The organism is Candidatus Flexifilum breve (genome assembly GCF_016713355.1).
In genome coordinates this window covers 629619-653118 of record NZ_JADJPI010000037.1, presented here as the reverse complement: position 1 = coordinate 653118, position 23500 = coordinate 629619, and the positions used below count along the sequence as shown (strand labels likewise).

19 protein-coding genes are annotated in these 23500 nt (G+C 60.5%); 14 read left to right on the top strand and 5 right to left on the bottom strand.

Going from position 1 to position 23500, the window contains the following annotated elements:
* The first annotated feature begins 207 nt into the window (after positions 1–207).
* The 13 genes from IPK17_RS33880 to IPK17_RS33820 all read left to right on the top strand — a co-directional run bounded on the left by IPK17_RS33880 (position 208) and on the right by IPK17_RS33820 (position 16843).
* Complete coding sequence (locus IPK17_RS33880) at positions 208–1236, top strand: LacI family DNA-binding transcriptional regulator (RefSeq protein WP_343422141.1); 1029 nt, start codon at positions 208–210, stop codon at positions 1234–1236.
* Positions 1237–1326: 90 nt separating this feature from the next.
* Positions 1327–2604, top strand: coding sequence for an ABC transporter substrate-binding protein (locus tag IPK17_RS33875; RefSeq protein WP_343422140.1), 1278 nt, complete (start codon positions 1327–1329; stop codon positions 2602–2604).
* Positions 2605–2697: 93 nt separating this feature from the next.
* Positions 2698–3579: a carbohydrate ABC transporter permease gene (locus IPK17_RS33870; protein WP_343422139.1), complete on the top strand. Its 882-nt coding sequence runs from the start codon at positions 2698–2700 to the stop codon at positions 3577–3579.
* Complete coding sequence (locus IPK17_RS33865; RefSeq protein ID WP_343422138.1) at positions 3576–4412, top strand: carbohydrate ABC transporter permease; 837 nt, start codon at positions 3576–3578, stop codon at positions 4410–4412. The genes IPK17_RS33870 and IPK17_RS33865 overlap by 4 nt, the downstream gene beginning before the upstream one ends.
* Before the next feature lie 245 nt (positions 4413–4657).
* On the top strand, positions 4658–5698 hold the full coding sequence (locus IPK17_RS33860; RefSeq protein WP_343422137.1) for a LacI family DNA-binding transcriptional regulator: 1041 nt from the start codon (positions 4658–4660) through the stop codon (positions 5696–5698).
* 100 nt (positions 5699–5798) lie between these two features.
* Positions 5799–6662 (top strand): carbohydrate ABC transporter permease, encoded by an 864-nt coding sequence (locus IPK17_RS33855; protein ID WP_343422136.1) that lies wholly within the window; start codon positions 5799–5801, stop codon positions 6660–6662.
* A gap of 12 nt (positions 6663–6674) precedes the next feature.
* Positions 6675–7613, top strand: coding sequence for a carbohydrate ABC transporter permease (locus IPK17_RS33850; protein WP_343422135.1), 939 nt, complete (start codon positions 6675–6677; stop codon positions 7611–7613).
* Positions 7614–7697: 84 nt separating this feature from the next.
* Entirely contained in the window at positions 7698–9017 is a 1320-nt protein-coding gene (locus tag IPK17_RS33845; protein WP_343422134.1) for an ABC transporter substrate-binding protein, read from the top strand.
* An 87-nt stretch (positions 9018–9104) separates the two neighbouring features.
* On the top strand, positions 9105–10754 hold the full coding sequence (locus tag IPK17_RS33840; RefSeq protein ID WP_343422133.1) for a CRTAC1 family protein: 1650 nt from the start codon (positions 9105–9107) through the stop codon (positions 10752–10754).
* A gap of 658 nt (positions 10755–11412) precedes the next feature.
* Positions 11413–11748, top strand: coding sequence for a LysM peptidoglycan-binding domain-containing protein (locus tag IPK17_RS33835; protein ID WP_343422132.1), 336 nt, complete (start codon positions 11413–11415; stop codon positions 11746–11748).
* Positions 11723–13900 (top strand): glycosyltransferase, encoded by a 2178-nt coding sequence (locus IPK17_RS33830; RefSeq protein WP_343422131.1) that lies wholly within the window; start codon positions 11723–11725, stop codon positions 13898–13900. The genes IPK17_RS33835 and IPK17_RS33830 overlap by 26 nt, the downstream gene beginning before the upstream one ends.
* Positions 13901–13903: 3 nt before the next feature.
* Positions 13904–15484, top strand: coding sequence for a glycosyltransferase family 39 protein (locus tag IPK17_RS33825; RefSeq protein WP_343422130.1), 1581 nt, complete (start codon positions 13904–13906; stop codon positions 15482–15484).
* A 111-nt stretch (positions 15485–15595) separates the two neighbouring features.
* Positions 15596–16843: a glycoside hydrolase family 18 protein gene (locus IPK17_RS33820; RefSeq protein ID WP_343422129.1), complete on the top strand. Its 1248-nt coding sequence runs from the start codon at positions 15596–15598 to the stop codon at positions 16841–16843.
* 32 nt (positions 16844–16875) lie between these two features.
* On the opposite strand, the gene IPK17_RS33815 is transcribed toward IPK17_RS33820, so the two are convergent.
* Entirely contained in the window at positions 16876–17052 is a 177-nt protein-coding gene (locus tag IPK17_RS33815) for a hypothetical protein (protein WP_343422128.1), read from the bottom strand.
* Positions 17053–17279: 227 nt separating this feature from the next.
* Here IPK17_RS33815 and IPK17_RS33810 point away from each other — a divergent pair, with 227 nt between their 5' ends.
* A complete protein-coding gene (locus IPK17_RS33810; protein ID WP_343422127.1) occupies positions 17280–18236 on the top strand; it encodes an aldo/keto reductase in 957 nt (318 codons plus the stop codon).
* Here the strand turns inward: IPK17_RS33810 and IPK17_RS33805 are convergent.
* The 4 genes from IPK17_RS33805 to IPK17_RS33790 all read right to left on the bottom strand — a co-directional run bounded on the left by IPK17_RS33805 (position 18233) and on the right by IPK17_RS33790 (position 23385).
* Positions 18233–19711 (bottom strand): xylulokinase, encoded by a 1479-nt coding sequence (locus tag IPK17_RS33805; RefSeq protein ID WP_343422126.1) that lies wholly within the window; start codon positions 19709–19711, stop codon positions 18233–18235. The genes IPK17_RS33810 and IPK17_RS33805 overlap by 4 nt on opposite strands.
* A gap of 147 nt (positions 19712–19858) precedes the next feature.
* Positions 19859–20863 (bottom strand): ABC transporter permease, encoded by a 1005-nt coding sequence (locus tag IPK17_RS33800; RefSeq protein ID WP_343422125.1) that lies wholly within the window; start codon positions 20861–20863, stop codon positions 19859–19861.
* On the bottom strand, positions 20853–22385 hold the full coding sequence (locus tag IPK17_RS33795; protein ID WP_343422124.1) for a sugar ABC transporter ATP-binding protein: 1533 nt from the start codon (positions 22383–22385) through the stop codon (positions 20853–20855). The genes IPK17_RS33800 and IPK17_RS33795 overlap by 11 nt, the downstream gene beginning before the upstream one ends.
* 55 nt (positions 22386–22440) lie before the next feature.
* Positions 22441–23385, bottom strand: coding sequence for a substrate-binding domain-containing protein (locus IPK17_RS33790; protein ID WP_343422123.1), 945 nt, complete (start codon positions 23383–23385; stop codon positions 22441–22443).
* Positions 23386–23500: the final 115 nt, after the last annotated feature.

Here is a 23500-nt window from a genome sequence, read left to right as displayed (position 1 = left end):
CCACGCCGTGTGAGCAAAAACTTGACAACTTCTCCGCCTCTGCATAAGATTACACGTGTCAGGTGATTCGTGCAATTAAACTATTTTCTGGTCATTAGTGGTTATTCCGATGATCTTTATTGGATGGTCTGCGGCTTTGAGTACATCGTCGGCGCCCGTCGTCGTGTATGATTCTGTCGGGTATTACGTCCCGAAGGAGTAAGCACGATGAAACGCCCGACGCAACATGACGTCGCTCGCATGGCTGGGGTCTCCCGCGCGACCGTGTCCTACGTTTTGAACGATCAGGACGGCGGACGCATTCCTATCTCAGCGGAAACCCGGCAGCGCGTCCTCGATGCCATCGCCGATCTCGGCTATGAGGTCGATGCCCGCGCTCAGGCGCTGCGCAGCGGCGAGACCAAAACCATCGGCGTGCTGCTGCCGCTGTACGAGAATCCGTTTTTCTGGCAGATGCTCGTCGGCATTTCCGCCGAGGCCGAAGCGCATGGTTACAGCCTGCTGCTGGCGCACAACCCCCTGACACCGGAACAGGAAAACCAGAGTATTCGCGAACTCGCCGAACAACGGGTTGATGGACTCATCATGTTGATCGGCTTTAAGCAGTTGTCCGAACAGGTCACCGCGCAGCTCAAACGTTCCGCGCGCCCGATTGTCGAAATCTCAGGGAGTCTTTCGGAGTTCGACTATGTGCATCAGGGTTATGGAGCGGGCACGCTGGCGCTGATGGCGCATCTGCTCGAACTTGGGCACCAGCGCATCGGCTTCGTCTACGGCGTGGACGTGCCCGAACAAGGCTATGACCGTCTGGAAGCCTATCGCCAGTCCTTAGCCAACGCCGGGCTCCCGTACGACGACTCGCTGGTGATCTGCTGCGGCCAGCGTCTGGAAGATGGTTACCGCGCCGCCCTGGAACTGCTCAAACGCGCGGATCGCCCGACCGCCCTGCTCACCATCAACGACCTGCAGGGGATCGCCGCGCTGCGGGCCGCCGCCGATCTCGGCCTGCGCGTGCCGGATGATGTCTCCATCGCCAGTTTTGACAACATCCCGTTTGCTTCATACTCGGTCCCCCGGTTGACTACGGTCACGGGCAGCCCGGAGCAAAACGGTCGCGATGCCGTGCGCCTGTTGCTCCGGCGTCTTGCCGAACCGAATTGGGCACCGGAAGTGATCGAGAGCGGTTGGCAGTTGATCGTGCGGGAGTCAACCGGGCCTGCGCCGATCAGCCGGTGACCGCAGAGAGCGCACTACTTAACTTTTGTGAACAGACGCGCCTCCGGACGCGTTTGGGAAAAACTTACATCGTTCTAGGGAGTATTTCGCATGAAAACGAAAGTGCTTTTTCTTCTTCTCGTATTGGTGCTGAGCATTTCAGCAGTTTCCGCACAGGATGCTGTCAACCTGACGTATTTGGTCGACGACAGCCAGAACAGTCAGGACATGGCCAAGGCGCTCACCGACGCTTACACCGCGCTGAACCCGAACGTCACGTTCACGATTGAAAGCCGTCCCGGCGGCACCGAAGGCGATAACATCGTCAAGACCCGCCTCGCCACCAGCGACATGACCGACATCTTCTTCTACAACTCCGGTTCGCTGCTGCAGGCGCTCAACCCGACGCAGACGCTGGTCGATCTGTCGGATCAGGCGTTCATCGCCAACATTCAGGAGTCGTTCCTGCCGACCGTGTCGCAGGGCGATGGCATCTACGGCGTGCCCACGGGCACGGCGATGGGCGGCGGCATCCTCTACAACAAGGCCGTCTACGAAGAACTTGGCCTGAGCGTCCCGACCACGTGGGAAGAGTTCGCGGCGAACAACGCGGCGCTCCTCGAAGCGGGTATTCCGCCGGTCCTCGCGACTTTCGGCGATACGTGGACGTCGCAGTTGTTCGTCCTCGCCGACTACTACAATGTCGAACAGCAGGCTCCGGGCTTCGCCGATGCTTACACCGCCAATGAAGCGAAGTACGCGACCACCCCGGCGGCGCTCGCGGGCTTCCAGTACCTGCAGCAGGGTTACGAACAGGGTTGGTGGCAGCAGGATTACGCGACCACGCGTTTCGAACAGGGTCTGTCGCTGCTGGCCAATGGCGAAGTCGCGCACTTCCCCATGCTGACCTTCGCGCTCTCCACCATCGCCACCAACTTCCCGGATCAGGCGAACGACATCGGCTTCTTCGCGCAGCCCGGCCCCAGTGCGGATGCGAACGGCGCGACGATCTGGATGCCTGCGGGCACGTACATCCCCGTGACCACCACGGGCGCGAAGCTCGAAGCCGCCCTCGGCTTCCTCGGCTTCATCGCTTCGGTGGAAGGTGTGGATGCCATCACCGCCATGGTGCCGCCGAACGGCCCTTACCTCATTAAAGATTCGACGCTGCCCGACACGGTGCTGCCCGCCGTGCAGGATCTCGCAGCCTACATCGACTCGGGCAACTCCTACCCGGCACTGGAGTTCCTCTCGCCGATCAAGGGGCCGAACCTCGAACAACTGTGCGTGGCCGTCGGCACGGGTCAGATGAGCGCGGAAGAAGCCGCCGCCAACTATGACCTCGACGTCGAGCGTCAGGCGCAGCAGCTCGGCCTGCCCGGCTGGTAAACGGCAGTCCGTAAGGAAATCAACTTGTGTGAGGGACTGGCCGCTGCGGCGGTCAGTCCCTCTGCGCTATGCACCCGCTGACTGAGAGGTCGTATGCAAATCGAGACTCGTCCCAAGACCGTTCTGCGGACGTATCCGCGCTGGTTCTACCTGCCTGCCGCCATCGTGTTCGGGATCTTCTTCGTCATCCCGACGCTGCTGGCCTTTTATTTCAGCCTCACCCGCTGGACACTGTTCGATGCCACATTCATCGGCTTGGATAATTACGAACGTTTCTTTAACGACCCGCAGCTGACCGCCGGGCTGCGCAATACGATTATTTATGCCATCATGACCAGCGGTCTCAAAGTGCTTATCTCCCTGCCCCTCGCCATGCTGCTCACCTCGCGGCTCAAGCTGAAGGGTCTGCTGCGCAGCATCATCTTCTTCCCGGTGCTCGTCAGCACGATTGCGGTGGGCATCACCTTCGGCGCGTTGATGCAGCCCTCCATCGGCCTCATCAATACGGTGATCGGCGCAATCGGTCTGGCTAAGCCGGACTGGCTCGGCAATCCGGGGCTCGCGCTGTTCTCGGTCGCGCTGGTCGACGTGTGGAAGGGTCTCGGCATCGCCACGGTGATCTTCATCGCGGGCATCCTCTCGATTCCCAATGACTACTTCGAAGCGGCGCGTTTGGAGGGCGGTTTCTGGGTTAAGTTCCGCTATGTGATTCTGCCGCTCTCGCGCAATGCCGCTTTCACCGTGATTCTGCTGTCGTTCATCGGCGGGCTGCGCTCGTTTGACTTAATCTGGACGATGACCAAAGGCGGCCCCGGTTTCGCCTCCGATGTGCTCACCTCCGTGATCTACAAGCAGTATCAGGCGGGCTTTTACGGGCTTTCGACCGCGGGCAATGTCGTGCTGTTCGTCCTCGTGACCGTGATCGTCTACCCGTTGATGCGCTTCTTCAATCGCCGCGAGCTGGAGGAACTATGAAGCTGCGAAATTTCATTGGCTCGGTATGGCTGGATGCGATTGCCCTGCTCGTCATCGGCGTCATCTTCATTGTACCGTTCATCTTCATTCTTCTGACCGCGGCGAAAACCGGGCCGGATGCGGCGATGTTCCGCTTCACGCTGCCGGAAAACTTCCAACTGTTCGAAAACATCCGCGAAGTGCTGGAATTCGGCGATGGGCGCATGTTCCTCGCCATGCGCAACAGTTTGATCATCACCGTCGTGTCTATCACGCTGATCGTGCTGTTCTCGGCGCTGGTCGCCTTTGTGATGCAGCGGCGGCGTGACCGGGTAGCCGCGCTCGCCAGTTCGATCATCCTCGCCGGGTTGATCATCCCCCCGGCGGTTGTCCCGACGATCTTCCTGCTGCAAAGCATCGGCCTGTACCGCACCCTGTTCGGGCTGATCTTCGTGCAGGTCGCCTTCACCATGCCGTTCGCCATCATCACGCTGCGCGCATTCATGGCGACGATTCCGCGCGAACTGGACGAGGCCGCCATCATCGACGGCGCGTCGCCCATGCAGGTGTTTTTGCGCGTGATTCTGCCGCTGCTGCGCCCCGCGATCATCACAGTGGTCGTCGTATCGTCGGTCGGCATCTACAACGACTTCACCTCGCCGCTGTACTTCCTGCCCGGCGCGCAAAACGTCACCGTACAGCTCACCATGTACAGCTATATCAGCCAGTTCAACTCGGAATGGCATCTATTGTTCGCCAACGTGCTGGTGATCACTGTGCCGCCGCTGCTCATGTTCATGTTCTTCCAACGGCAGATTGTCTCCGGCATGACCTCCGGCGCGATTAAGGGGTAATGCAACCCGTTTTCGCTGACTGTTTCAGGCGGAGTTGGGTAACGGTTGGAGCAGATCACGTGATCTGCTCCAGTGTGCTTACAAGCACATACACGCCCGAGCGGTTACAAAATTGGACTGATTGATCCCGTGAATTAGGCACTTCCAACGAATTGCTTGACAGGTGATCTAAAATGGGCTATTTTACTAATGCGCGTTAGTAATGCCCTTTAGTAAACATTTTACGATTGTTTCTGAGCTGATTTATGAAGTCGCGTCGAATTACGAGCAAACAAGTCGCTGAACTTGCGGGCGTCTCCCAGACGACCGTGTCGTTCGTGCTGAACAATGTCGTCGACGCCAATATCAGTGATGAAACTAAAGAGCGCGTGCTGAACGCGGTGCGTGAATTAAACTATACGCCGCATGCGGGCGCGCGCACCTTGGCGCGTGGTCGCAGCGACACGATCGCCCTGGTCTTGCAGCAACCGCACCGTCAGGTTTTCATTGATGAATATCTGCCCCGTGTGCTCACCGGCATCACCGAAGTGACGCAGCGCGCGGGTTTTCGCATCCTCGTCGAGCAGGCGGCGACTGACAATGCGTCAAACGTGTTTCGTCGTTTATTGCAAAGCCGCGAAGCCGCGGGCGCGATCATCAACTTTGGCAGCCCACCCCGTCAAGACATCGACTATATCATCGACTGTACCGAAAATGGTATGCCGGTCGTCGCGCTCGATCACATCGATCCTGCGGTGTACTCGGTCACGGTCGATAAGGTGAACGGCGTTCACATCATTGTCCAGCACTTAATCGATCTGGGCTACCGGCGCATCGCCTGCATCACGTACGACGATCAACAGACCCATGTCCACTTTCGGCTCGACCAGTTCCGCGCCACCATGGCGCAGAACGGCCTCGCCGTCGATCCGAACCTCATCCGCTGGGGGAAATTTGACCCGGAAACGGGCTACGCGGCGATGCAATCGATCCTCGACAGCGGATCACCGCCGGATGCGGTCTACGCGATGAATGACGTGATGGCCTTCGGCGCCATCCGCGCCATCCGCGAGCGTGGGCTGCGCGTCCCGGAAGATATTGCGATTGTGGGGTTTGATAATGTGCGTTTGGCCGGTTTCTGCCATCCACCGCTGACGACGATGAACGAACCGGATGAAGAGCATGGGCGCAAAGCAGCCGAAATGCTGATCGCGCTGCTCAACGGCGAACCAGTTGAAAATCGGCACGTCACGCTGCACACTCAGTTGGTCGTGCGCGAATCCTGTGGAGCGCCGCGCAAGAAATAGTTTATTTTTCGGAGGATTGTTCGTGGCTGCAATAAGAGTTGCTTCTTCTGCGTCACCCCCCAAACCGAGCTTTATGTCGCGGCTTGGGAACAATCAGGCTTTGCTCGGATATCTCTTCATCCTGCCCAGCCTGATCGGGTTCATCGCGTTCTTCGCCGTTCCCGCGGTTCGCAGCGTGTTCATCAGCTTTCAGGAATGGAACCTGCTGACCGATGCGAAATACGTCGGCTTGGAAAACTACCAAGAGCTGTTTGCGGATGACCGCTTCTGGCGGTCGCTGCAAATCACCGTAACCTATGTGCTGTGGAATATTCCGCTGCAAACGGTGCTGGCGCTCGGCATTGCCCTCTTGATGGAACGCATCTCCAACTCGCCGCTGCTGCGCGGCATTTTGATCCTCCCGTGGCTGATGCCCAACGTCATCGTCGCCATGCTCTTCGTGTGGCTGCTCGACCCCACGCTCGGCCTCATCAACATCTTCCTGCAAAACATCGGGATCGGTCAGCAGGGTTTCTTCGGCAGCCCGGATCAAGCCATTGCGTCCGTCGCCGGGGTCAACATCTGGCGGCATATGGGCTACACAGCCATCCTGATCTACGCCGGGTTGAAGACCATTCCCAAATCGCTCTATGAAGCGGCGCGCGTCGACGGTGCGAACGGGCTGGTGCAGTTCCTGCGCATCACCCTGCCGCTGCTGCGTCCCGTGCTGGTGTTCGTGCTGGTGACCTCGGTGATCGGCTCCTTCCAGATTTTCGATACCATCGCCGTGGCGACAGAAGGTGGTCCGGCAGGCGCGACACGCACCATCATCGTGTACATCTACGAGCAGGTCTTTGAACGACGCATCAACATGGGTATGGCGACCGCCGCCTCCGTGGTGTTGTTCCTCATCCTCGTGACGGTGACCATCGTGCAAATTCGCTCCTTCCGTGGCAACCAGTCCGATCTTGCGGATTACAGCTAAAGGGAGCGGATCATGAGCGCAATTTCTCAAACCAGCGTCAAAACGACCAACTCCGCCGTTGAGCCCAAGCGTCTCAACTGGAACAACCTCATCATCTGGGTTTTGCTCGGCCTTCTGATTTTCGTCACCGTCTTCCCGTTCTACTGGGTTCTGCGCACGGCGCTCAACGACCCAACGGCGATCTTCGGACACGCCAGCGAGCTGCTGCCCTACAACCCGACGCTGTTCAATTTCCAGCGCGTGCTCGGCATGATCGACCCGTCAACCATCGTGGGCGAAGGGGCCAGCAATATTTCCGCGGGTTCGATCAATTTCTGGGTCTTCCTGCGCAACTCGTTTGCGTACGCCACCGTCGTGATGATCGGGCAGTCACTGTTCAGCGCGATGGCCGCCTACGCCTTCGCACGCTTCAAGTTCCCATTCCGCGACCAGATCTTCTTCGTTTACCTGACCGGCCTGATGATCCCGGGGATCGTGCTGTTCATCCCGAACTACGTACTCATCCGCCAGTTGGGCTGGATCGGGACGTTTCAGGGGATGGTTGCGCCCTCGCTGCTGATGACGCCATTCGCGGTGTTCTTTATGCGTCAGTTCTTCATCAGCCTCAACCGAGACCTGGAAGAAGCGGCGCTCCTCGACGGCGCGACCTACTTCGGCGTGTTCTGGCGCATCTCACTGCCGCTGATGCGCGGCCCGCTGCTCACGCTGGCACTGCTCACCTTCATCGGCACGTGGAACGAATATCTGTGGCCGTTCCTCGTCGCTCGTGACGAGAACCTGCGCGTGCTGACGGTGGCGCTCAACATCTTCAAGTCGCAGACGCCGCAAGGCGCGCCCGACTGGACGGGTCTGATGGCCGGGACGGTCGTCAGCATCGTGCCGACCATTCTGCTGTTCATCTTCTTCGGTCGCCGGGTCGTCGATTCTATCCAGTTCTCCGGCTTCAAATGATCGTGGTGTTCCGCAGGCGGTGACGTTGGTTGCCGCCTGTTTACACAGGGTAAGTCAGTTTCTATATATTTGGGAGTTTACATAATGAAGCACCGTTCTTCCCTGTTCGTCCTTCTCGTCGTCGCCCTGCTGCTGAGCGTCTCCGCCGTGAGCGCGCAGGACGGGGTCTCGATCCGCTACGTCCTGTGGGACACGAACCAGCTTCCGGCGTACCAACAGTGCGCGGATGCCTTCATGGCCGCCAACCCGGGCATCACTGTGAACGTTGAACAGCTCGGCTGGGATGACTACTGGACGGCCATCACCACCGGTTTCATCAGCGGTGACGCGCCCGACGTGTTCACTGACCACCTCGCCAAGTATCCGGAATTCGTCGCGCTGGAACAGCTCGTCGACCTGCAGCCGCTGGTCGAACGTGACGGCGTCGCGACCGACATCTACTACCCCGGTCTCGCCGAACTGTGGGCGAAGGATGGCGCGCGCTATGGTCTGCCCAAGGACTGGGACACCATCGCCGTCGTCTACAACCAGAGCCTGTTTGAAGCGGCGGGCGTCGACCCGGCGATCATGGACGAGTGGACGTGGAACCTTGACGATGGTGGCACGTTCCTGCAGACCATCGCCGCGCTGACCCTCGATGCCAATGGCAACAATGGCCTCAGCCCCGACTTCGACAAGACCAACGTCGTGCAGTACGGCTTCGTGCCGGATGGCATGGGCGGCGCGTACGGCCAGACCCAGTGGAGCGCTCTCGCCGTCAGCACCGGCTGGCAGTTCAACAACGGCCCGTGGGGCGACGAATACTACTACGATGACGAACGCTTCATCAACACCGTCCAGTGGTGGGCCGACCTCGCCGTCGAACACGGCTTTGCGCCTTCGTTTGAAGAAGTCAGCTCGCTCGGTTCGGCGACCCTGTTCCAGGCTGGCAACATCGCCATGACCATGAACGGTTCGTGGATGATCGGCACGTTCCTCGCCAGCGAATTCCCGGTCGGCTTCGGTCGTCTGCCGATTGGCCCGGAAGGCCGTAAGAGCATGTTCAACGGTCTCGCGGACTCGATCTGGGTTGGCACGCCGCACCTCGAAGAATCGTGGTCGTGGGTCAAGTTCCTGGCGTCGGCTGACTGCCAGAACATCATCGGCGCGTCGGGCGTCGTCTTCCCGGCGATCCCGGATGCTGCCGCGGCTTCGCAGCAGATGCGTGCGGATGCGGGCGTGGACGTGAGCGCGTTCGTCGAACAGGCGAATGAAGAAGGCGGCACGTTCCTGTTCCCGATCGCCGACTATGCGGGCGAAATCAGCACGATTATGAACGAAGCGATGGACGCGATTGGTCTGGGCACGGCGCAGGCTGCCGATGTTCTGCCCGGCGCGAATGCGGAAATCAACGACCTGTTCTAAGGTTCGTCTGATTACGTGTAATTGCTAGACTGCCGCCGCCTCCGTTATCAGCGAGGCGGCGGTTTTAGTTCCCGAGGATGACTGACCATGCTGTTCACTTATGTTCACCTGCCCGCCACTTCCCGACGGATCGCGGTGTTTCTGGTCATCTTCGGCCTGCTCGCGCTCCTCCCAGTGATGCCAATCTCCGCGCAGACGTGCAGCGGCGCATTCATCGAACATCTCCTGCCCCACACGACGCAGTCGCGTGGCAGCACTGTCCGCTTCTACGAGAGCAACGGTTCCGGGCTGGCGATCAACGACCTGAACGGCGACGGTTTGCTTGACCTCGTACTGGGCAATCTCGACGGGTCGAACCGCATTCTCTGGAATGAAGGCGATCTCACCTTTCGCGCGCAGGAATTTCCCCGACCGACCGGGCGCACGCGCGCCGTACAAACCATCGACGTGGACGCCGATGGCTGGCTCGACATCATCTTCACCAGTCAGGTAGGCGCGCCGCAGTGGTGGCGCAGCAACGGCGACGAGACCTTCACGCTGACGCCGCTCGGCAACGTGCTGCGTCCCGCCTATACGGTCGCGTGGGTCGATGCGGATCGGGACGGCGATCTTGATCTCGTCACAGCCTCGTATGACGCCGAACTGCTCCAATTGCTGCGCGACAGCTTCCTCAATAGCGGCGGCGCGGGCGTGATCTACTACGAAAACACCGGTGACGGCTACGAATCCACCCGACTGGCAGAACAGGCGCAGGCACTCGCGCTGGCGGTCAGCGATGTGAACGGCGACGGATTGCTCGATCTGGTCGTCGGCAATGACTTCAGTCTGCCGGATCAAAGCTGGTCGTTCGTCGATGGCGCCTGGCGGCCCGCTGAACTGTTCGCCACCACCACTTTCAGCACCATGAGCTTTGACCTTGGCGACATCAACAATGACGGCGTGTTTGAATTTTTTGCCGCGGATATGCATCCTGTCGACGAGACCCCCGACTCTGAGGCGGCATGGCGCTACGTCACGTCCGACCTCAACGCGCGGCAGGTGCTGCCCGGCGACACGCAGGCCAGCCGCAACATGTTCTACGGACCAGAACAAACCGCCGACCAAGGGCTGATCGATCAAGCCGCCGACTATGGCATCGCCGCGACAGGCTGGACATGGTCGAGCAAATTCGGCGACCTCGATCAGGATGGTTACCTTGACCTCTATCTTGTCAACGGCATGGCCTCGGTCGAATTGTTCGGGCATCTGCCCGACGACGAGCTGATCGAACCGAATTACGCCTTTCGCAATGATGCGGGCGCGCGCTTCGTCCCCGCACCGGAATGGGGACTCGGCAGCCTAAGCGGTGGACGCGGTATGAGCATGGGCGACCTCGACAACGACGGTGACCTCGATATCGTCGTCAACAACCTCAACGCGCCCGCGCAAGTCTTCGAGAATCAACTGTGCAGCGGCGCGAGCCTCCAAGTAGAACTGCGTGCACCCGGCACACCGAATCTGTTTGGCCTCGGCGCGCGCCTCGTGCTGAATACCTCGTCCGGCACCTACACCCGCGAACTGCAAGCCGTCAGCGGTTATCTCTCCGGCGACCCCGTGCGCGCCCATTTTGGCTTCCCAATCGGCACGCAGCTTGAGCAGTTGAACATCATGTGGTCAGATGGCGTGGTTACTATCGTGACCGACTTCGGCAGCGATCCTTTCCTGATCATCAGCCGCAAGGCCGCAAAACCTGCTTAGCTGCCCCGGACTAGGCCAAATGTCCTATCAGGCCATGGAATGCGCCGGACGGCATTTGTTAGGAGAGTTTAACGGCCACCAAGCATTGTGCTGATGATTAATAGTAAACGCTTATCGCGCCGCAAATCAGCCTTTTGAATCCCGTTGAGCGAAGCGGCCGCGTCCGAACCAATTAAGTCATGGTGACACATATGTTGGCGCCTTAATTATTCGCATCGCATTATAGCAACCAATGTTGCTTCCGGCATGGAATTGTCTACGTTTGTAAAGATGTATGCACGCAAATTTCACAGAAAATATGCAGAATTCACGAAACATTTTCGATACAATAGCAAAGTGTCTTCAATTAATCACTTAACTTGAACACAACGCATTCTTAGCGAGCGCAGGTGAAAGCACCAGAGCCCATCCGGCGCTCAGAGGTCATCCGATCGGTGGTTGGCCACACTCCTGGCAGACAGTGCTCAACTTTCCGGAGAAGAGCCAGCATCACACTCAACATCGCCGCGTTGCCAATTTCTAAATAATTGCACGCTTAATCCATCTGAATGTGGTAGTTGAGGTCAACCGTTCGCTTGACGTAGGTACGTCATTGCTAGGCACCGGATTATAGGTCATGGCTGGTGGCTGGCAGATTCAGTCAGAGGAGTAGTGAGAGATGACGAAGTTTCGAGTAGGTCTTCTCGTAGTAGTGCTCATATTTATGTCGAGCGCCGTCGCCATCGCCGCGCAAACCGCCGTCAGAGACGGTGTGCCCTATACCATCCAAGCGGAAGATACGCTCTGGGATATCTCTCGGGCGCATGGGCTGACGCTGGACGACCTGCTGGACGCGAACCCCGGGCTGGATCCTTACGCACTGCCGATTGGCGAAGTGATCATCATTCCGTCGCTGCGCAACCTGTCCGGCGTCACCGCGCTCAAGCCGGCCACGCCCGAACCGACGCCGGAACCTTCGACCGGGACGATTGAGTACGCCCCTGCAAGAAGGTGAAACGCTGTGGGGGCTGACGTACCGCTTCAATGTGTCGTTCGAGGAACTCCTAGCCGCCAATCCGAATGTCGATGTCTACGCTATGCAAATCGGGGCGATTGTGCGCATTCCGGGGCAACCGCTGGCCGCTGAGCCTGCTGCCGAAGTCGACGCGGCTGAACTGCCCGAAACGCTGCAAATGCTGGACATCCCCAGCCTGCGTGACGGCCTGAACGCGCTCGACATTCCCGTGATTGACGAAGGGCTCGACCCGACGCCCGCGCCGTTCATCGAGCCGCGCATCAACGAATTCGCCGGCATCGGCGCCCCGGAACCTGACAACCTGCCCGAAGACAGCCTGCTGGCTGAAGGCAGTCTGCTCGGCGGCGACGAACCCGTCGTCGTCGAAGAAGTCGTACCGGCGGCGATCAACGGTTTCATCTTCCCCATCACCATCACCGCTGATGATGCCGAGACTATCGCCTTCGCGCAGCTCTCGATCAACGACACGACGGTCGCCACCTATGACGAACCGCCCTTCACCTATGAGATCGACGTGACGCAGCTTGGCATTGGCCTATACACGTTGACGTTTGTCACCGAAAACGCGGGCGGCGTGCTGAGCTCATCCAGCTTCGACTTTGAAGTCGCGCCCTTACCCCTGCCCGTCGACGCGAAACCGAGCGCCAATGATGCGGATACGCGCTTGGGCATCTTCGTGAATGGCGTGCAGCAGGATCTCAACCTGAGCTACAGTGTGGCGAACGGCCTGCACGTCGTCGAACCGGTGCTCGAAGTAGTGCGCGAAGAGACGCTCAGCGACATTCTGGCGCGTCCTGCCAATCTGATCCCGGCGGATGTGCGTGCGGCGATCACCATGCCGCGTCCGGAACTGTTCAGCCTCGTCATCCTCGTCATGACGCTCACGCTGCTGCCGCAGGGTCTGTTCACGCTGTTCTACATGATGTACACGTGGAACAATCCGGAAATCGCTGAACAGTATCGCTCGCCGAAGGAATACTTCACGCCGCAGTTCTCGTTCACGGCCATTCTGCCTGCCCGCCGCGAAGAGAACGTGATCTATGACACCATTCGCGCGGTCGACGCCATCGATTACCCGGATCACCTCAAAGAAATCCTGATCATGATTCGCGATGACGACGACGATGACACCATCGCCGCTGCCCACCGCGCCGCCCGTGACATCGGCAAAGATCACATCCACGTCATCACCTTCACCGATGGTCCGAAGAACAAGCCGAACGGTCTGAATCGCGGTCTGCGCGCCTCGACCAAAGATGTGGTGTGCGTGTTCGACGCCGAAGATCAGCCGCATCCGGAAATCTACAACGTGATCAACACGGTTATGCTGCGCGACCAGGCCGATGTGGTGCAGTCCGGCGTGCAGTTGATGAACTTCAAGTCGACATGGTTCTCGGCGCTCAACTGCCTCGAATACTTCTTCTGGTTCAAGAGCGGTCTGCACGCTTTCACACGCATGTTCGGCGTGACGCCGCTCGGCGGCAACACCGTCTTCTTCAAGCGCCAGTGGCTGGAAAAGGTGCGCGGTTGGGATGAAGCATGCCTCACCGAAGACGCTGACATCGGTCTGCGGTTGACCCAGGCGGGCGCGAAGATCCAGATCGTGTACGATGAAACGCACGCCACGCAGGAAGAAACGCCGGACTCGGTCGACCAGTTCATCAAGCAGCGTACGCGCTGGAATCAAGGCTTCTATCAGGTCTTCTTCAAGGGTGACTGGGCGCGCATGCCCAGCATGAAGCAGAAGATCACGGCGCTCTACATTCTGCTCAATTCGCTGTTCCAGGCGCTCATCGTGCTGTATCTGCCGCTCGGCCTGTACATCATGCTGACGCAGTCGCTGCCCGTGCCCATCGCGCTGATCTCGTGGATCCCGATTTTCATGCTGATCACCCAGTTGATCGTCAACCTGATTGGTCTCGGCGAATTCACCCGGGCTTACGGCGAACGCATGCCCTTCCTGTTCCGCTTCAAGACGGCGCTGGTCTACTATCCGTACCAACTGCTGCTGTCGCTGTCCGCCGCGCGCGCCATCTGGCGTCTGGTGACCAATCGTTCGTCGTGGGAGAAAACTGCCCACTCCAACCTGCATCGTCAGTCGAGTGCGCCCGTCGCGCAGGGAACGGTGTAACTCATGGAAACCAGAGCGATTATTGACCGCAAGAGCATCTTTCTCGTCATCATTCTGGTCGTGCTGGCCGTCGCGGCCAATGTCCAGACCCTGTTCCAGTTCCCCTTCATTCAAGACGTGGAGGGGACAAATCTCTCGAATGCGTGGGCGGTGAGCACCACCGGTGAACTCTCACCCTATACCTACACCTACGAAGAACCGCCGGCCGGCTCGTTCCTGCTGGCGGCGTGGGCGCGGCTCACGGGCGGCTTCGACGCCTTCGGCTTCAGCACACACAGCGGACGCGCCTTGATGCTCATCTGCCATGCCGTGTCGCTGGCCTTTGTGTATGGCATCACGCGCAAGCTGACCAAGAGCGACACCGCGGCCATCGTCGCCGCGCTGATCTTCATGTTCTCGCCGCTCACCATTGGCTACCAGCGCCGCGTGCTGCTCGAAAACCTGATGCTGCCGTCGCTGCTCGGTGCGATCTATCTGCTGGTCGGCGACCGCCGTACGCTTACGCATTACCTCCTGAGCGCCATCCTGTTCGGCTTAGCCGTGCTGACCAAGTTCGCGGTGCTCGGTTTCCTGCCCGCGCTGCTGCTCTTCATCCGCATGCGCTCGGATCGCTATCACCGTGGCTTTGCCGTCAACCTGTGGTTCGCGCTGGCTGCCTTCCTCATCCTGCTCTTCCCGCTCTACGCCAACATGAAGCAGGAACTCTTCCCCGAAGGCTGGCTGTTCGGTGGCAACTTCCCGCATGTGAGCCTGCTCGAAAGCCTCGCGGATCGCGGCCCGTCGAATGGCGCGTTCCTCAACTTCGGCGCAGGCTGGAACACCAGTTTCCAGCAGTGGACGGACATCACCAACATCACCGCCGACCCGATTCTGCTCTACGGCGGCCTGCTCGCCAGCGTGTTCGTGCTCGTGATGGCATGGGACAAGCGCAACCGTGATCTGCGCGCGACGACCTACATGCTGTTCGGCTATCTGCTGTATGTCGTCGTCGCCGGAACGGTCTTCACCGTCGACGTGATTCCGCTGCTGCCTATCCTCGCAATCAACGTCGGCATTGTGGCGGGCGCGGTCTCCAAGCTGATCAACGGCCATTCCGAAAACATCCTGCGCTATGGCGTCGCGGTCGCGGTGACCGGTCTGCTGCTCTACCCCTTCATCACGTTCTACAGCAACCGCGCGCAGATTTACAACACCAATCAGGTGAGCGATCAGGAACAGGCCGTGCAGTGGCTGCTGAACAACACGCCGGAAGACGCGGTGATCGCAACGGATAACTATGCTTTTGTCGACCTGCGCGCTGGCCGTCCGAACACGGAACACTTCTTCCGCGTTGACACCGACCCGGAAATTCGCTACAACCTGCTCAACGACAATCTGTGCAACATCGATTATGTGCTCTCCACCCCACAGGTGTACTCGGATATTCAGACGTACGGTCTGGAACTGATGCAGCGCACCTACGACAATTCTGAGGTGCTCATCACCTACACGAATAACGGGTGGCCGATTGAGATTCGGCAGGTGCAGAAGACCAACTGCACGCCCGAAGAAGTCGTGCTGAATACCGCGGCAGATACGCCTTAATCGACCTGCGCTGCCACACGCCAAAGGGGTGTGAAGAGCACCCCTTTTGTATTGGAATACCGCCCGCCTGGATTCCGGCGGTGGACTGAACGACACTGTGAAGGAGTCGATATGAAACGACGTTTACTGGTGCTGACCGTCGCCCTGCTCTGCCTGAGCGTTCACCACATTTTCGCGCAGGATGAGACCCCGGCACAGTTGATCAACACGCGACTGCTCGCCTACTACAGCTACTACAACATCTACCCGGATCAAGGCGAATTTCTGGTCACGGACATCCCGGTCGAACTGCTGACACACCTGCACTACGCGGACATCGGCATCTCTGAGACGGGTCAGTGCGCCTCGGTCGACGCCTACGCGGACACGCAGTACCTGTACCCCGGCGACCGTTTCTCCGAACGGCTGCGCGGCAATTTCAAGCAGCTCCCGATCCTGCGGCTGCGCAACCCAAACCTGCAAATCGTCATGACCGTCGGCGGTTGGGATAACTCGGCGCGCTTTTCAGATGTGGCGCTCACGGAAGAGGCGCGCGCCCGCTTCATTCGTTCGTGCGTCACGTTCATGCAGCAGTACGACTTTGACGGCATCGAGATCGATTGGCGCTTCCCGGTCGAAGGCGGCAAGGACGGCAACGTCACCCGCCCCGAAGACACGGCCAACCTCAATCTACTGATCGAAGAGCTGCGCGCCGCGCTCGACGAGGCGAGCCTCACCGATGAGCGCACCCGCCCTTATCTGCTGTCCATGACCATGCCTGCGCTCGAACCGCAGATCAGCCTCTATGATGTCGCCAGCCTGCACCCGCTGCTCGACTATATCAACCTGATGACGTTCGCCTATGAAGGCGCGTGGAGCGAGATCGCCGCGCATATCGCGCCGCTCTACGGCAGCGAACGCGACCCGCGCGAAGCCAACCGCAGCACGCACAACGTCGACGGGACGGTGCGCGCGTATCTGGATCGCGGTGTACCCGCCGACAAGCTCGTGATCGGCGTGCCGTTCTCCGGGCAGGCGTGGCAAAACGTGCGCGCGGGCGATCTCTTCGGGCTGTATCAGGATGCAGACGGCGTGCCGCTCGGCACGCGGGACGGTGGAGCGCTGTTTTACCGCGATCTTGGCCCGTTCCTGAGCAGTTCGGACTATATCCGCTACTTCGATGATTTGTCGTTGGTCTCGTGGATGTACAACCCGGCGCGGCATATCGCGATCAGCTATGAAAGCGCAGAATCGGCGCGCCGGAAGGCAGCGTACGTGCAGGGATTGGGTTTGGGTGGTTTGACAGCGTGGGAGGTCAGCCTCGACTCCGAGGACTTCACGCTGATGAACGCGCTGTATCTGGGCTTAACGCAGCCGTAAGCCCAAGCGCAGCAGCGTCTCTAGAAACAGCTTTAGACTTCGACGGTGTGGTAAGCAGGCTTCGCCGCCGGGTGTAAAGCTGTTTTTATTTGCTTCGCCACGGCGAGTCCGATATAGCCCAGCAGCAGCATCGACGGCAGCGCGGCCACAATGGCGATCAGCAAGAACGCGGGTATCAGGCCGACAATGAACGCGGAAAGAAACTCCATGATGAGCTGCCCCTTATAGTACTCAAGTCATATCAAACTGTGGTTATAGTCTTACTATAGCACTAAAACGAAGAAAAAGAATTAATTCTTCGGAATTGAACAACTGTTTCGCAAGCTAATGACATCTGTAATGATTTCTGAACTTCGTAAACCGCTCCCAGTTGACGAAACTCACACTGCGTGGACAATTCGCGCAGGCTTGACCACACAAAAAGAGACCCGAACTCATGAGAAGAATTGCCTTTCCCAACACGGATTTGCAGGTTGCCCCTATCGTCATGGGCTCGACTGATGCCGGGACGACTCTCCCGGAAGCCGAAGTCTTCGCCCTGTTTGACGCTTATTTCGACGCCGGTGGCAACTTCCTGGACACCGCGCATGTGTACGCCGTGTGGCGACCGCACGGCGCGGGCGCCAGCGAACGCACCGTCGGCCAGTGGATCAAGACGCGGGGCGTGCGCGATCAGGTCACGATTGCAACCAAAGGCGCGCACCCCTTCCTCGACTCAATGCACGTGCCGCGCATGAGCCAAGCAGAGATCGAGTCCGATCTCGATGAGAGTCTGGAACGCCTGGGCGTTGACGTGATCGACCTGTACTGGCTGCACCGTGACGCGGTCAATGTTCCCGTCGAAGACATTGTTGGCACTATGGATGAGTTGGTGCGCGCGGGGAAAATCCGCTACTGGGGCGGCTCCAACTGGACGCCAGAACGCATCAGCGCGGCGAACCTGTTCGCGCGCTCCTACGGGTTGGCGGGGCTGGTTGCCAGTCAGCCGCTCGGCAGTCTCGCTCGAGCGAACATGGCGGCGATCCCGGATCAGACACTCGTCGATTTGAACGCCGCCGCGCTGGACTTTCATCGCGAGACCGGGCTGCCAGTCGTACCGTACACCTCGCAGGCCAAAGGCTACTTCACCAAACGCGCGGAGAACCGCCTCAAGCCGGATGATCGCCTGTGGTTCGACAACCCGACCAACGACCGCCGCTTTGAGCGTGTGCAGGAACTGGCGCGGCGCTACGGCACGACCATTACCGCGGTGGCGCTGGCATACCTCACGTCGCAGTCATTCCCATGTACGCCGATCATTGGGCCGCGGAATGTGGCGCAGTTCCGCGAAAGCCTCGCCGCGCTCGATCTCACCCTCACGCCCGAGGACATCGCCTATCTGGAGGTCGATTAGCGTCCCATCTGCGCGAACAGGTCTTTCATGGCCGGGTAGGCGGCGCGGTAGACCGCGTATTTGGCACTGTACTGCGCGTGCCGCTCAGCATCCGGCGTGAGCGTCAGTTCGATAGGCGGGAAATTCGGCGGTGTGTAGCCCGGTAGTTCGCCCCGCGCCACCTGCGCCGCGATCAACGCGCCGCGCACGCCAACGTGTTCCGCCTCCGCGCCGATCAGAATGTCGACCCCGAGCACATCGGCGAATAGCTGACACCACCCCACCGAGCGTGTGCCGCCACCCGTCAGAATCAAGCGTTCCGGCGGCTGTGGCATCAGCGCGTCCAGCGCATGGCGGTAGCCGAAGGCGACGCCTTCCAACACCGCCCGCCCCAGATCGGCGCGTTCGGTCGCGCCGCCCATGCCGATGAACGCCGCGCGTGCCAGCGGATCGCGAAATGGGGTGCGTTCGCCGTTGAGATAAGGCAGATAGATCACGTTCGTGATGGGTCGTGCTAACGCCTGGGTGATGAATTCATCCACTGCCCCGGCGGCGAAAACCTCTTTGATCCATTCGAGATTTCCGGCGGCGGTCAGCAGCGGCGCAATCTGGATGTAGCGATCCGGCTGCGGGTGCGCCAGCGTGAATACTCCGTTGAGCGGCGATCCGGGCGCCGCGGAGGTGAACGCCACCCACCCGCTCGTGCCGAGATAGCCATACGCCCGCCCTACCTCGCCGCTGCCCGCGCCAATCGTCGCCGCGCCCGCATCCCCCGGCGCGTGATACACCGGAATGCCGACCGGCAGCCCGGTCACCGCCGCCGCGCGTTCGGTCACTGGGCCGACCTGCCCGCCCCCGGCGACCAGCGGTGGCAGCTTGGCCGCACACGCACCGATCCCCATGGCGTCGAGCACGTCTACGTCCAACCAGCGGCGCGTCTGCAAATTCATGAGTCCCGTCGTGGAGGCAACCGTCGTATCCGTGCTGGCGTGCCCGGTCAACTGATAAATGATCGCGTCCGCCGCGCCGAACAGAATATGCCGTGCCAATTGGAGCGCTCCCGGCTGGTGATGCGTGAGCCAAAGCAGCTTCGCCCACAGGCTGTCTGCCCCCTGCTCATTGCCCGTCAGCGCCATCAGCCGATCCGCACCAATCCGCTCAGTGATCAGGTCAGCCTCGGTCTGCGCCCGCGTATCGCTGTACAGGATGACCGGATGCGTGGGCACGCCGTCCGCGTCGAGGAGGATGCAATCCTGCATCTGCCCGGTCACGGCGACCGCGCCAACATGCTGAATATCGTCGCCAAACGCGCGGCAGGCCGCGATCACGGCCTGCCACCAGTCAGCAGCATTCTGCTCGTTGACGCCGCCCGCGGCGCTGAACGTTGCGTAGCTTTCGGTCGCCGTGCGCCGCAGGTCACCTGCCGCCGTGATCAGCGCGGCTTTCGCGCCGCTCGTCCCCACATCCACAATCAACCAGATCGCATTGTTGGTCATAGGCGTTCTTCTTAATGCTTAAACCTCACCCTGCTTGCTACACAAGCCGTCCCTCTCCGGGTGGAGAGGGACAAAAGCCAACTCGCTGTTGCCCCTCGCCCTCTGGAGAGGGGCAGTTGAGCGCAGCGAAACGGGGTGAGGTTGTGTCTACCGATTGCGGCGCGAAATGCTGCTCAAGGTGACCGACGCGATGATGATCGCGCCCGTCAGAATGCGCTGAATATACGTGTCGACGCCCAACTGCGTGAAGCCGTTCGCCAACACGCCGATCAGCAGCACGCCGACCAGCGTCCCGAGCACATGCGGTTCGCCCTCCTGACTCATCGTCATGCCGAGGAAGACCGCCGCAATCGCATTGAGCATCAGGCCATCGCCGAGCGTCGGGTTGGCCGTCGCCAACTGCCCGGTGAGCATCGCGCCCGCCAGCGCCGCGCCAAACCCGGTGATCACGAAGGCCAGCAGCCGCAGCCAGCGCACGCGCACCCCGGCGAGGCGTGCCGCTTCCATGCTCCCGCCGATGGTGTACAGCCGCCGCCCGAACACCGTCTGTTCGAGCACAAACCACACGAGGATCAGCACGGCCAGCGCGATCAGCGTGAGGTGCGGCAGGCGCACGGCTTGCTCATTAATCGTGCCAAGCGGAATACCGCCATTGGCGAACTCGGTCAGCACATCGGGGAATACATCGCCAAAAATCGTGCGCCCGCCGCTGATCGAGAAGGCCAGCCCGCCGAAGATCGTCAGCGTGGCGAGCGTCGCGACGAACGGCGTGATGCCCACATAGGCGACCAGCACACCATTGAGCAGCCCGCCGAGCATGCCCACCACCAGCGCGGCGATGATCACCACCGGCAGCGGCTGATCAGCTTGCAGCAGCACGCCGATCACGATGCCCGAAAGGCTGGCCATCGTGCCCACGCTCAAATCGAAGTCATTCAGCACCATGACGACCGTCATCACGAACGCGACCACGCCGAGGATGCTCACCTGCTGCGTGATGTTGAGCAGGTTGCGCACACTCATAAACGTCGTTGGACGCTGAGTGGCGAAGAACAGGACGATCAGGAAAAAGCCGATCAGCGTGCCGAAAGTGCGCAAGAAGCGCCCCCACGCGAACGGCGGTCGCGAACTCATCATCTTTTCAGCCGACATGATCCATGTTTCCGTAGCACAGGGCTAACAAGCGCTCCGCGGTCAGCCCCGAAGAATAGGCGGTGTCGGCCACTTGCCCGCCGCGCATAATCAAAATGCGGTCGGTCATGCCGATCAGTTCGGGCAGGTCGGACGAGACGAGCAGAATGCCCGCGCCGCGCCCGCTGATATCGCGGATGATGTGGTACAGATCCACCTTCGCGCCGACATCCACGCCGCGCGTCGGCTCGTCAAGCAGCAGCAAGCGCGGCATCTGCACCAGCGCCCGCCCAAATACGACTTTTTGCTGATTGCCGCCGCTTAGTTCGCGGACAATCTGCGCGGGGCCGCGCGCCTTCAACTGCACCGTTTCGGCGAGTTCCCGGCTCACCCGTCCCTGACTGCCATGCGCCAGCATCCACCCGCCGATGCTCAGACTAGCGAGCTTCGGCAGCGTCAGGTTATCACCGACGCTGCGTGAGAGCACCAGCCCCTGCGAGCGCCGTTCTTCCGGCACATAGGCTATGCCCTCCAGCCAGGCCCGTTCGGCGGTATGCGGCTTGAGGCGCTTGCCGTCGAGCCAGAGTTCGCCCGCGGTCAGCTTATCCAGGCCCATAATCGCGCGCAGCAGTTCGGTGCGTCCGGAGCCGTTCAACCCCGCCACGCCAACGATTTCGCCCGCGCGCACGGCGAAGGTCGCGGGCTGCACCGCCGCCGTCGCGATTCCCCGTGCATCCAGCAGAATGCTGTCGCCGATCGGTGCGGTGCGCACCGGATAGATCGCCTGCAGGTCGCGCCCCGTCATCTTCTCGATCAGTTCCGGCGGCGTGATCGCGCTGATCGGCGCGGTAGCGATTACCTGCCCGTCGCGCATCACCGTGACGCGGTCCGCGATGGTGAAAATCTCGTCCATCCGATGCGACACGTACAGCACCGCACTGCCCCGCTGGCGCAGGCGGTCGATCACGCGGAACAACTGCGCCGTCTCCGCCCCGGTGAGCGCGGCGGTCGGCTCGTCCATCACATAGATCAGCGCGCGGTCTTCGTCGAGGTTATCGCCGACGAAGGCGTGCGCGATGTTGACCAGCATCTGGTCACCGGGGCTGAGATGCCCCATCGTCTGCCGCGGGTCTATATGCTCAATGCCCAGACGCGCCAGCACCTGTTCGGCCTGCCGATGAAGCAGCTTCCAGCGCACTTGAATCCCAAAGCGCGTCGGGTACGTTTGACCGAGGAAGATGTTCTCAGAAGCCGAGAGGTGGCGGACAGCATGCAGTTCCTGATGGATGAAGCGCAGACCGTGCGCGAAGGCGCTCTGCGGGCTGGTGATGCTCACCAACCGACCGTCAACTTCAATCTCGGCGCGGTCCGGCGTGATCACCCCCGCCAGAATCTTGATCAGGGTGGATTTACCCGCGCCATTTTCACCCATCAGCGCGTGGACTTCGCCGCGCAGCAGGTCGAAATCGGCGTCGACCAGCGCGGGGATGCCGCTGTAGGCCTTTGAAGCGCGGCGTATACGGAGGAGAACAGACTGGTTCATGCGTGGGGACGAACGGAGCAAGGCTCTGCCCCGTTCGTCTCTTCACAATCTGGAATTAGGGCGCGGCGACGAAATCGGCGACGTTCGCGGCGGTCACGAGCGTGGTCGGCGCATACACAACGCGCTGCGTCAGCGTTTCGCCCGCCAGGTAGCGCTCGATCTGCTCGGCGACGAGGCTGCCAATGCCGCTGAAGTCCTGCGCGATGCTGGCTTCAAAGTTGCCGCCCTGAGCAATCGCGTCCAGCGCCTGCGGGTTAGCGTCAATGCCCGTGATCACGATGCCTTCGCCTTCGCGACCCGCGGCTTCAATCGCCTGCAGCGCGCCCAACGCGGGCTGATCCCACGCCGCCCACACCGCCGAAATGCTGCCGGGTTCGGGGTTCGCCGCGAGGATCGCTTCCATGCGCGCGCGCGAATCGGCGATGCCGCCATCGGTGACATCTGGTTCGATGAATTCGACGATTTCAATGTCGGGCGTGTTGCCGAAGATCGCCTGCGCGACCACGCCGCGCTTCTGCACGGGCGGGTAGGCGTTGAAACCGAACATGACGATGCGCCCCGCGCCGTTCAGGCGGTCGACCACGTAGGTGGCGGTCACGGCAGCCATGTCATAGCCGTTGCTGGTCACGTTGACGAGCACTTCCGGCGTGCTGCCCGCGTCCATACCGAACACGGGAATGCCCGCCGCCGCGGCTTCGCTCAGCGCGGGGATCTGCGACGGATCGACGTTGATGACAATCGCGTCTACCTGCTGCGTGACCGCGTCTTGCACACGGCTGTTCAGTGCAGCGACATCGCCCGCCGTGTCCACCACGTTGACCGTCCAACCGCGGCCTTCTGCCGCCGCCTGAAAGCCTTCGACCATGAACTGAGTGCCCGGCTGGGCGAGATACGGGGTGAGCACGGCGACGACCGGAGCGTCCTGCGCCACGGCCACGCCGATAGTGAACAGGGAAATACCGAAGACCACGATCAACAGCAGCATAAATCTTTTCAACATGCCGAAGCTCCTCAAAGTTATCATTACGTAAGAAATAGAACGGCGCAATTCTAGCGTATTTGAAGGGTTCCGCCACCTGATCCCGCACGAGTTTAGACGGCGTCCATTTGTGGAA

Coding starts and splice junctions, on each gene's coding strand:
- IPK17_RS33880 (WP_343422141.1), top strand. CDS start 208: ATGAAACGCCCGACGCAACATGACGTCGCTCGCATGGCTGGGGTCTCC.
- IPK17_RS33875 (WP_343422140.1), top strand. CDS start 1,327: ATGAAAACGAAAGTGCTTTTTCTTCTTCTCGTATTGGTGCTGAGCATT.
- IPK17_RS33870 (WP_343422139.1), top strand. CDS start 2,698: ATGCAAATCGAGACTCGTCCCAAGACCGTTCTGCGGACGTATCCGCGC.
- IPK17_RS33865 (WP_343422138.1), top strand. CDS start 3,576: ATGAAGCTGCGAAATTTCATTGGCTCGGTATGGCTGGATGCGATTGCC.
- IPK17_RS33860 (WP_343422137.1), top strand. CDS start 4,658: ATGAAGTCGCGTCGAATTACGAGCAAACAAGTCGCTGAACTTGCGGGC.
- IPK17_RS33850 (WP_343422135.1), top strand. CDS start 6,675: ATGAGCGCAATTTCTCAAACCAGCGTCAAAACGACCAACTCCGCCGTT.
- IPK17_RS33845 (WP_343422134.1), top strand. CDS start 7,698: ATGAAGCACCGTTCTTCCCTGTTCGTCCTTCTCGTCGTCGCCCTGCTG.
- IPK17_RS33840 (WP_343422133.1), top strand. CDS start 9,105: ATGCTGTTCACTTATGTTCACCTGCCCGCCACTTCCCGACGGATCGCG.
- IPK17_RS33835 (WP_343422132.1), top strand. CDS start 11,413: ATGACGAAGTTTCGAGTAGGTCTTCTCGTAGTAGTGCTCATATTTATG.
- IPK17_RS33825 (WP_343422130.1), top strand. CDS start 13,904: ATGGAAACCAGAGCGATTATTGACCGCAAGAGCATCTTTCTCGTCATC.
- IPK17_RS33820 (WP_343422129.1), top strand. CDS start 15,596: ATGAAACGACGTTTACTGGTGCTGACCGTCGCCCTGCTCTGCCTGAGC.
- IPK17_RS33815 (WP_343422128.1), bottom strand. CDS start 17,052: ATGGAGTTTCTTTCCGCGTTCATTGTCGGCCTGATACCCGCGTTCTTG.
- IPK17_RS33810 (WP_343422127.1), top strand. CDS start 17,280: ATGAGAAGAATTGCCTTTCCCAACACGGATTTGCAGGTTGCCCCTATC.
- IPK17_RS33805 (WP_343422126.1), bottom strand. CDS start 19,711: ATGACCAACAATGCGATCTGGTTGATTGTGGATGTGGGGACGAGCGGC.
- IPK17_RS33800 (WP_343422125.1), bottom strand. CDS start 20,863: ATGTCGGCTGAAAAGATGATGAGTTCGCGACCGCCGTTCGCGTGGGGG.
- IPK17_RS33795 (WP_343422124.1), bottom strand. CDS start 22,385: ATGAACCAGTCTGTTCTCCTCCGTATACGCCGCGCTTCAAAGGCCTAC.
- IPK17_RS33790 (WP_343422123.1), bottom strand. CDS start 23,385: ATGTTGAAAAGATTTATGCTGCTGTTGATCGTGGTCTTCGGTATTTCC.